General features: G+C 31.3%; 1 protein-coding gene. It reads right to left on the bottom strand.

Features of this window, described 5'->3' with window-relative positions; genetic code table 11:
* Positions 1-459: hypothetical protein (locus E1171_RS23660; protein WP_187696267.1), on the bottom strand; the 459-nt coding region annotated here is incomplete at its 3' end.
* Positions 460-2,309: the final 1,850 nt, after the last annotated feature.

Below are 2,309 nucleotides of genomic sequence, written 5' to 3'. Positions count from 1 at the left end.
CTTAAACTTATTTCTATCAATATTGAAATCGGTATTTAAAAAAGTGGGGGAAATAAAAATAAAAAAGAAGCCAAGCTTTTCATGCCCTTTTGTTATAATACTTGAACCTTTCCGAGGAGTAATAATAAAGTTTCTACCTGTCCGGATGGTTTCCTGCACCAGCTGGTTAGGGTAATTCAATTCAAATTCTCCTTCAAAACAAAATCCTATTTTATAAGGTATTTCTTCCTCATCCCCAGAATAACTGCCTAAAATAGAAGGAGTGTTTTCATTAAGCTCTGCCAATCCAATGGTAAGTCCCGAATTTAAATAGGAACATTTAATTTTTCCTATGGGTAAGTTTAAAGAAATATAATCTTTTGAAACGATGGAGTTGGTTAAGTCAAACCCTTTTTCAAACTGGCCAACAAGGTCTGATAAAAATTTCTCGCCATGGTAAGATTTAATATCTATATGCATGTTTATTTAATTAGTTAATCGCTAACGGTATGGGTACATTCATTACTGAATTCGGTATCCTTTTATACGAAATTTGTAAATCCTTTTAATTCAACCATCGCTCTACCTCTTCTTGCCCGGGTTAACTTTAAAGTTTTTCTTAGGGCCACTCAGGTGGAGTCACTTTTTTAGGGCGATTAAATTTGGATCCCTTGAAATTCTCTAGTCAAATACTGCCTTTCCATTGGTGGGGATATAGCCTTGCTAAAAATCCACTTCCCCCTTAAAACAAAAAATTTTATCTTATGCATAAAAATATACTAAATAATCATGAATATTAAAATCCCCATTGGGGTCCGCTTGAACGGATTGGTTATTTAAACTTTAATAAGTTGTATTTCTCCTTTCGATTATCCAATTTAGTAATTGTTGCCTAGATGAATTTGCCAAGAACTTGGGTAAAATGCTTTTTTAAATTTAAAAACTATACATGGTTATTTTACCAATATATTATTTGATTTTTAAGCTATCATTTTTTCTCGCATCTATTCACCTATAGCATCAATGAAAATAGGAACCTACGTCTTAATTTAATATACCCTCATTATCGTTAGGTTTGGGCCTGTTTAAAAGCTTGAAAGAGTTCTGTAACACTTCACCTCTTAAGTAATAAAATTTATTAATTAGTAGGGCGCATTTTTTTAAATTAATAGACCAACGACTAAATCCTGCCCATAAAAGGATGAAATTACCTAAAGAGGTCGTTTATCTACTTTAAATAGCCGTTCAACTACTATTGGTAATCACACCGTTACTTCCTTTCTTTTTTCCTTTAGCCTTTCATTATCATTAACTATAGGAAACCTATATTTTTTTTAGGTTTATGTCCCTATTTGCTTTATTATTTAGCTATTAATTTAAAGCTATAAACTTTGATTTATTAAAAAAAATAGAAAATCATTATAACACATATAAGTACACCTTATATTACGCTTAATGTATTAATATAGAGGAGAAGTATTTGAACCATTGACCGGATTCAGTTAAAAAGAGGAAGAAAGTAAGTCTGGAAAAAATATTGCTTACCCAAGCAATGGGTAGGTTCCTAATTGGACTGGAAATAAATAAGGCAAGATGGGGTATAAGGGGAAATTGAAAACCTTCTATTGTATTAAATATTTGGACCAGAGTATCCGTGTCACCCTGGTATTTTAAAAAAAAGGGAGAGTGAAATAAAACATTCGTTCTATGAGCAACCTCAAACCAATTATGGGTAGAAAAGTCTTTTTCATGTTGAATGCTCTTGGACAGTATTTCAATCCTGCGGTCATTTAATATAATGTCATTTTCAACAGGCCATTGACATTCATGTTTCACAACTTAAAAGTCAATGGTATTGAACTTTGCTTTAATCTTTTGAGATGTATCTTATACATTAATGACTTTCCTCCCAAAAGTGTTTCTGGCCTAGGGTTTTATTGGATTGAATAATGCAAAAGAAATCCTATAATAATTTGATAGAGAATAATACATTTAGATAATAAAAAATGATGGAAGGATACATTTCACCTTTCATAAAATGTACAGCGAATTTTTTAGCCATGTTTGAATTTAAATTATAAAAATCTATTCTAGGGGGAGAGGTTAATGGAGAATAAATGGAGTAAAAAGGAAATGATAGAGTCAATTTACATTTGTCTTCAAAATGTGGTTGTTTGACTTGAAGTAAATTTCATTTATGGGTCCTTTGTCTTTATTATATAAAGTAATTCATAGAAATTTATGAGGAAATGCTTTGTGTCAAATTTCAGTTGATGATCGTATTTAATAAAGGGAATAAAAAAAAGGTGCTGACCCATGGGTCAGCACCT

Source organism: Xanthovirga aplysinae (assembly GCF_009711365.1).
GTDB lineage: Bacteria > Bacteroidota > Bacteroidia > Cytophagales > Cyclobacteriaceae > Xanthovirga > Xanthovirga aplysinae.
The sequence above is the reverse complement of the archived record's forward strand: the minus strand, read 5'-3'. Positions and strand labels throughout refer to the sequence as shown.